At 67.6% G+C, this 6,388-nt stretch carries 7 protein-coding genes; 5 read left to right on the forward strand and 2 right to left on the reverse strand.

The genetic code is table 11. The features are described from left to right. Window positions 1–382: 382 nt before the first annotated feature. Window positions 383–1,024 (forward strand): hypothetical protein, encoded by a 642-nt coding sequence (locus ACIQU6_RS43475; RefSeq protein WP_403488068.1) that lies wholly within the window; start codon window positions 383–385, stop codon window positions 1,022–1,024. Window positions 1,025–1,080: 56 nt separating this feature from the next. On the opposite strand, the gene ACIQU6_RS43480 is transcribed toward ACIQU6_RS43475, so the two are convergent. Further along, window positions 1,081–2,817: an IS1634 family transposase gene (locus tag ACIQU6_RS43480; RefSeq protein ID WP_403488070.1), complete on the reverse strand. Its 1,737-nt coding sequence runs from the start codon at window positions 2,815–2,817 to the stop codon at window positions 1,081–1,083. 194 nt (window positions 2,818–3,011) lie between these two features. On the opposite strand from ACIQU6_RS43480, the gene ACIQU6_RS43485 reads away from it, so the two are divergent. From ACIQU6_RS43485 to istB, 3 genes are read left to right on the forward strand one after another with little or no spacing between them, the layout of a single operon-like run. Beyond that, on the forward strand, window positions 3,012–4,085 hold the full coding sequence (locus ACIQU6_RS43485; RefSeq protein ID WP_403488072.1) for a Mu transposase domain-containing protein: 1,074 nt from the start codon (window positions 3,012–3,014) through the stop codon (window positions 4,083–4,085). Continuing rightward, window positions 4,082–4,327 carry a hypothetical protein gene (locus ACIQU6_RS43490; RefSeq protein WP_403488074.1) on the forward strand — a complete coding sequence of 82 codons (246 nt, stop codon included), beginning with the start codon at window positions 4,082–4,084 and terminating at the stop codon, window positions 4,325–4,327. Before ACIQU6_RS43485 ends, ACIQU6_RS43490 begins: the two co-directional genes overlap by 4 nt. Next, window positions 4,324–5,076, forward strand: coding sequence for an IS21-like element helper ATPase IstB (gene istB, locus ACIQU6_RS43495; protein WP_403488076.1), 753 nt, complete (start codon window positions 4,324–4,326; stop codon window positions 5,074–5,076). Before ACIQU6_RS43490 ends, istB begins: the two co-directional genes overlap by 4 nt. A 50-nt stretch (window positions 5,077–5,126) precedes the next feature. Here the strand turns inward: istB and ACIQU6_RS43500 are convergent, their stop codons facing one another. Then, window positions 5,127–5,444, reverse strand: a complete 318-nt coding sequence (locus tag ACIQU6_RS43500; protein WP_403488078.1) for a transposase — start codon at window positions 5,442–5,444, stop codon at window positions 5,127–5,129. Between the two features lie 339 nt (window positions 5,445–5,783). Between ACIQU6_RS43500 and ACIQU6_RS43505 the strand changes: the two genes are divergently transcribed. Then, entirely contained in the window at window positions 5,784–5,960 is a 177-nt protein-coding gene (locus ACIQU6_RS43505; protein ID WP_403488080.1) for a hypothetical protein, read from the forward strand. Window positions 5,961–6,388 lie beyond the last annotated feature (428 nt).

Here is a 6,388-nt window from a genome sequence, read left to right on the forward strand (position 1 = left end):
CTCGTGCTCGTCCGCGCGACGGCCTGCTGAATCACCCACCAGCCGAACTCCCAGGCCAACACGCCCCAACATCAATCGCGGGGCAGCCCGTTACGCCACACGCAAGGGACACACACCATCATCGACCGGTCCCTCTACCTGCCCCGGGACTGGGCCCAGGACGACGAACGCCGCACCCTGACCCATGTCCCCGACGAGACCGTCTTCACGACTGTCGGCGCTCACGTAATTGGCCCGTTGAGGTGTGATCCGCTCACGTAATTGATCCGCTTGCTGCTCGTCGTGACCCGGTAGCGTGCTCGTGGTGTTCGTCGAGGTTATGGCGAGCGTTCGGGTGTAGTTGTGAAGATTGTTCCTCTTTCTCGTTCAAGATCCTTTCTCGTTGGCCCTGGTAGCCGGGGGGCGGATGGCGAGGAGGACGTTCTACGTGATCGATATAACCGAGATCCTGGTGCACTGGTATGCCGGGCGGTCTCAGCACGATGTCGCGGGTTCGCTGGGGGTGGCCCGCGGGACGATCCGCCGCTACGTGGAGCCGGCGATCGCGGCCGGGTTCGTGCCCGGCGGGCCGCCGGTGTCCGAGGCGGAGTGGGCGGTGCTGGTCAAGGAGTGGTTCCCGCACCTGACGGATACCCGGTTGCGGCAGGTGACTTGGCCGGAGTTCGACAAGCACCGCGAGTACATCGCCGAGCAGTTGCGGGCCGGTGTGACCAAGGCGACGATCCATCAGCGGCTGCGCGATGAGCGCGGGGTGCCCGGTTCGGTGGCCTCTCTCAAGCGGTACATCGCGGCGAACTTGGCCGAGGACGCGGTGAGGGCGAAGGTCACGGTGCTGCGGGCGGATCCGGAGCCGGGGCTGGAGGCGCAGATCGACTACGGGCTGCTGGGTTCCTGGACCGATCCGCGAACCGGACGCTCTCAGCGGATCTGGGCGTTCGTGATGGTGCTGTCGCACCCGGGTTCGACAGTTGGTGGGCATACGGCCGCGGCGAATCTGGGGGTTGACCTGCAGCGATGGGCATGAGGAGGCTCCGGGGCCGTTTGCCCACGGCTCCGGAGTGCGTTTTCCCAGCTCAGCGGCTATTCGGGGGTCTTGAGGCCGCTCATCTTTGGTGGGGGTGACACGCCGCAGGCCTTGAAGAGTTTGGTCTGGGTGACGGTGAGGCGGGTGGTCTGCTGGAGGCTGCCGGCCGGGCCGGAGAGGGTGACCTGGTGCAGGCGGCCGAGCTCGGTATTGATCGTGGGCCAGGTCTGTTCGGTGCGGCATTCGGCGACGCGGATCAGCAGCAGGGCGAGCCAGCACAGCAGAACATGGGCGCGTATCCGCTCGTCGAGGCGGTGGTAGACCGGCCGCAGGTTGAGGGTGGATTTCATGGTGCGGAAGGCGCGTTCGGCTTCCAGTAGGTTCTTGTAGCCGAGCGCGACGTCCTCGGCGGACAGGTCCGGGTCGCTGGTGGCCAGCAGGTACTTGCCGTCCAGGCGGGCCTCGGCGGCGATCTTGGCGGTGTCGAGGGACAGCCGTCCGGTGGTGGGGTGCTGCTTGAGCCAGCGGCCCAGCGCCGGGTGGTCGCGCAGCGCGCACTCGGCCTTGCGATGTGGCGTGTCCGAGGGAGTCGTCGGGCGCTTGCCGGTCTTGACGGCCTTGGCCTTCGCCCGGGCCACGTCGGCTTGGTGGGCGGTGGCGATACGGGCCAGTTCCTCGCGGATGGCGGTGAGTTGGTCCTCGCGGCGGGCGGCGTCGCGCATCGCCTCGGCGGGGTTGTGGCAGATGATGAAGCGTCTGCCCTCGTCGCCGTCGAGGCGGACCTCCTTGACGCGCAGATTGTCGCGAACCGGCTGGTAGCGGCCCTGGCGGGCGAGGGCCCGGTCCGCGAGCTTCGAGCCCTCGCGCATCTTGATGCCGGTGATGTAGTGGCCGCCGGCCCGCTTGAGGTAGGACTGGTTGGCCTCGGAGGAGAACCCGGTGTCGCAGACCGTGACCACTCGCCCGAGCCGCCAGTCGCGCAGGCCGTCCTTGACCTCGGTCACGACGGTCTGGTCGTTGGTGCCCCCGGGCCAGGTCCAACAGCGAACCGGGATGCCCTCGCGGGTGACGGCCAGTGCGATGACGATCTGCGGCAGGTCCTTGCGGTGGTCCTTGGAATGTCCGTACTGCCGCAGGCTGGAGCTCTCACCCGCCGGGTCGTCGGCCTCGTCGCGCTCGAAGTACGTCGAGGTGGTGTCGAAGAAGACCAGGTCGACTTCGAGGTTGAGCAGGTGGGCGGCGGAGAAGAACACCGCCTCCTGCACCGCCCCTTGGACATCGGCCTCGATGAGCAGGTCCATGGCCCGGTAGGCGTGCTGTTCGCTGAGCGTGTCCAGGCCGGGGATCACCTGGTCGAAGGTGGCCCACTCGGCGGCGGCGAGCTTGGAGGCCGGGGCGATGGCCCGGTTGGCGACCAGCGCGAAGAGGGTGCGCTCGACGTCGGTACGGAACTTCCGCCCGCCGATCCGGGAGGCCAGGGCAGCGTCGATACCCAAGAGCTTCCACAGCCCGTCCAGCAGCCAGCTCGAGCCGACCGGCCGGGAGGACTCCACCGTCAACGGCCCGGCCGCCTCGGCACCCAGCGGCGCCGCGGTGTCGTCCTCGTCGCCGAGGTAGCGGTTGATCGAAGCGACCAGGCGGCGCAGCCCGTCGACGTCCAGGCGGTCCTCGCGGCCGAAGTTGACGAGCACCTCCGCCTGCGTGGTGCCGTCCTTGCGCCGGTTGTGGGCGAGTTGGAGGTAGCGCACCACCGACCCGTCCTTGTTCCGACGCTGGATCTTCCGCAGATACATGCCCGCATCATCGGGCAGAGCACGAGGTCAGATCAATAGCCATCCTAGATTCGTTTGCCCACATGTTTCGGGCTGCTCACACGACCCCGGCCCCTGTGACCTGCACAGATCCACTGTCGACCCGCTCCGTATGCCCACCAACTGTCGAACTCAGGTCGCACTCCCGGCACATGTTCGTCCGTCCTGTGGTCAGCATGGACCAGGCTTCGTGGACGGCCAGTCACGTCGAGGCGTTCGCGTTCTTCGGCGGTGCTCCGGCTCGTCTGGTGCCGGACAACCTGAAGACCGGGGTGGACAAGCCCGACCTCTATGACCCGAAGCTGAACCGTTCCTATGCCGAACTCGCGGCGCATTACGGCACGTTGGTGGATCCGGCGCGCGCCTTGAAACCCAAGGACAAGCCCCGGGTGGAGCGCCAAATGCCTTATATACGTGATTCATGGTGGAAAGGTCGAGAATTCGCTTCTTTGGTCGAGATGCAGGCGTCGGCGTTGCACTGGTGCCGTGAGGTCGCGGGCCGGCGCAAGCACCGCGGTCTGGACGGCCGTACTCCGGCCGAGGTGTTCGACCAGGCCGAGGCCGCAACGCTGATCCCGCTGCCGGCCGCACCGTTCATCCTGGCGGAGTGGTCGCGGGCCAAGGTCGCCCCGGACGTGCACGTGAAGTGCGGCAAGGTGCTCTACAGCGTTCCGTGGAAGCTGATCGGGAGCCACGTCGACATCCGCGCCACGGCGACGATGGTGCAGATCTTCCACCAGGGCGAGTTGGTGAAGACCCACGTCCGTCAGGACAAGGGCCGGGCCACGGACGTCGCGGACTACCCGGCAGAGAAGATCGCCTTCCATGCCAAGACCCCCACCTGGTGTCGCCAGCAAGCTGAGCAGACCGGGCCCGCGACCACCGCGGTCATCGCCGAGCTGCTGGATGGCCCGGCCCTGCACCGGTTGCGTTCGGCCCAGGCGATCTTGAATCTGGCCGGCAAGTACACCGACGCCCGGCTGGAAGCGGCCTGCCGCAAGGCCGCCGCCGCGGGCGACCCGTCGTATCGCACCATCCGCAACATCCTGGCCGCGGGACTGGAGGACACCGGGCACGACCGGCCCACCGGTGACGCCGGCGCCCCGGCGTTCCTGCACGGCCCCGAGCAACTGTTCGCCGACGTCATCCCGTTCCCCGCGAACGCCGCGACGACGACCGGCACGACGAGCGCGACACCCGCCGCTCGTCATACCGATGCCGACGGCGACGAGCCGGGCGCCGCCTCGTGACCGGCACCGACACGGTCGCGCTGCCCCGCCAGGACGCGATCGCGCTGGCCCAACTGCTGCGGATCCTCGAGACGGTGCTGGATATGGACGACGTGTCCGTCGCGGACGCCCTGGACGCGCACTTCGGTTTCGGCGGCGCCGTCGACGTGCTGTTCACCACCGCCGGCCTGCACGCCGACACCCTCCACGGCCTGCTCACCCACCCCGCCGGACACCCCCAGAAGGCTGAGACCACACGATGACGATCCTGCGCCCCGCGCTGGCCGACAGCCTCCGGACCCTGAAACTGTCCGGGATGCTGGAAACCCTCGATGCCCGCCTCGCCCAGGCTCAGGGCGGCAGCCTGGGCTACCTGGAGTTCCTGCAGATCCTCTGCGACGACGAGATCACCCGCCGGGAACAGGTTGCCATGGCCCGCCGCCTGCGCCGAGCCCGCTTCGAGGCCGAAACGACCCTCGAAGGCTTCGACTTCTCCGCCAGCCCCAAACTCCCGGCCGCACAGATCCGCGACCTCGCGGCACTGCGCTGGCTGCAAGCCGGAGAATCGATCATTGTCTACGGGGCCGTCGGCGTCGGGAAGACACACGTCGCCCAGGCCATGGGACACCTCGCGATACGCGCAGGAGCCGAGGTCCGCTTCCACAAGACCAGCCGCATCCTGGCCGACCTGGCCGGCGGCCACGCCGACCACACCTTCGACAAACGCCTCGCCGCGCACATCAAGCCCGACCTGCTGATCCTCGACGACTTCGCGATGCGCGAGCTCACCGCAACGCAGGCCGACGACCTCTACGAGCTCATCTCCCAGCGCGTCGCCGAGGGCCGCTCGATCGCGATCACCGCCAACCGCGCACCGCAGGACTGGTATCCGCTGTTCCCGAACCCGGTCGTCGCCGAGTCGCTCCTGGACAGACTGATCAACACCAGCCATCAGGTCTTCATGAACGGCCCCTCCTACAGGCCGAACAAGCGCCCCAAGAACCCGAAGTAGACCCGATCACCACACCCGGGGCCGGATCAATTCCATGAGCCGACCCCGGGTCAATTGCGTGAGCGCCCACAGTCGGTCAGTTCCATGCCAAGGGCGTACTTCCAATCGATGGCCCGCACCGCCATCGCGGCAGCCTGCCGGTCGGTCAAGTTCTCGGTGAACTGCAGCACCGTGACCAGCGACAAAACCGCCGGAGGCATCCCCGGGGCGCCCCGCACTCCAAAGGAGCCGGTGAACGGCTCGTCGGCGAACACTTCGGCCAGCCGGTCACGGACCCGGATCGGCAGACTGCCCTTCGGGAAAGCGGCCCGAGCCACAGCCGCAGTCCGCTCCGGAACCGACGGCAGACCCCTGAGCTGTATCGACAAAGCTTCACTCCCCACCAACGACCGGCCCTCCGCCACAGCACCGATCATGCCCTCAACACGACACCACCCGCAGGCAATTGAGCAACAGAGTCGCCCTGGGGAGGGAGGCCGCACGGAAAAGGGCCTGTCCAACGGCAGGGACCTCGCCGTGCGGCCCACCCTACCCAGACCGCGAAGAGTGTCGCCGGCCTCGACCAGGGCCAGGTCACCTGCTGGAAGTCCCGGCACCGCTGGAGCCTGCTCGCCCTGATTGCCACCGCCGTCCTCACCCTCGCGACCATCCTCCACCCCGCGGGCCCCAGACCCACCGCACCACCGAACGAGCCCCGAGGAGACGGAATGATCGCGCTGACCAGGAACGAGATCCTCCGCCTCCTCCGGCAGTTCGCTCTCCCCGAACCCGCCCGGGACGACGCCCACGTCCTGCACTGGTCCAGGTGGCGCCGCCGCCATCAGCACCAGGCCGCCGTCAGCCACCGCCACTGGAACCACATCACCGCAGAAGCCACCACATGATCACGAACTACAGCTGCCGGGGCAGAGATCAGGGAAGATGGCATACGGCGCGGCCTCGGTTGTGATCAACGGCGTGAGAACCTTAATCATCCGAGGCCGCTCCTCGTCCCGCCAGGTGCACAAGGCACCCAACTCGACTGATCCTCCACAAAAGTGACGTCTCGCCAGTCGAGAACGCTCACGCCCTGCTTCAAAGGGCACCCGTCACGCGGTGGATCGAGGGTGAAGCAATGGCGGATCTTCCGCAAAGCACGGTGCAGCCCCAACCAGGGCTGTTGCAAAGTCCGGGTGTTGGGATGTTTGGGCAGGTCAGGGGAGTTTCAGTAGGTCGAGGGGGCGGTTGAAGGGCTGGTAGGACATCTCGCGTAGGCCGGCGGCGATGTTGCGGTGTCCTGCCGAGCGCAGGGTGTTGATCGCGAGGTTCCGGA

Origin of the sequence: Streptomyces sp. NPDC090442, from assembly GCF_044769405.1 — a bacterium.
Lineage (GTDB): Bacteria > Actinomycetota > Actinomycetes > Streptomycetales > Streptomycetaceae > Streptomyces.

What these genes read in the sequence shown, in the direction of transcription:
- ACIQU6_RS43480 (WP_403488070.1), bottom strand. Translation starts at nt 2,817, where the DNA reads ATGTATCTGCGGAAGATCCAGCGTCGGAACAAGGACGGGTCGGTGGTG.
- ACIQU6_RS43485 (WP_403488072.1), top strand. Translation starts at nt 3,012, where the DNA reads ATGGACCAGGCTTCGTGGACGGCCAGTCACGTCGAGGCGTTCGCGTTC.
- istB (WP_403488076.1), top strand. Translation starts at nt 4,324, where the DNA reads ATGACGATCCTGCGCCCCGCGCTGGCCGACAGCCTCCGGACCCTGAAA.
- ACIQU6_RS43505 (WP_403488080.1), top strand. Translation starts at nt 5,784, where the DNA reads ATGATCGCGCTGACCAGGAACGAGATCCTCCGCCTCCTCCGGCAGTTC.